Origin of the sequence: Chromobacterium fluminis (assembly GCF_011602385.1) — a bacterium.
GTDB lineage: Bacteria > Pseudomonadota > Gammaproteobacteria > Burkholderiales > Chromobacteriaceae > Chromobacterium > Chromobacterium fluminis.
On record NZ_JAAOMA010000135.1, the window covers coordinates 1 to 361 of the forward strand.

The window sequence follows — 361 nt, forward strand, 5'->3', positions numbered from 1 at the left end:
GGCGTAAATTGCCGGCCGAGCAGGTCGTCTGGCTTCTGATCGCGCTGGCTATGTTCCGGCATCAATCCATCCCGGAAGTCGCTGCCCATCTCGATTTGGTGCTGCCCGACGAGGCTAACCCCGACATTGCCAAAAGCGCTTTGACCCAGGCACGACAGCGGCTCGGAGAAGAACCATTGGCTCAACTCTTCACACTCTGCGCCGGGGCTTGGGATGAACGGCAGCGACGCGGATGCACTTGGCGTGGGTTAGCCCGTTATGCCATCGATGGCAGCACCCTCCGAACCTCCGACACGCCGGAAAATCGCCAGCACTTTGGTGCTCAGGTCTATGCCTCGGGCGTTGTGGCAAGCTACCCCCA

At 60.9% G+C, this 361-nt stretch carries 1 protein-coding gene; it reads left to right on the top strand.

Translation table 11 applies throughout. The features are described 5' to 3' along the window. A partial coding sequence (locus HA052_RS27210; RefSeq protein WP_206119083.1) for a transposase domain-containing protein occupies window positions 1–361 on the top strand: 361 nt, incomplete at both ends.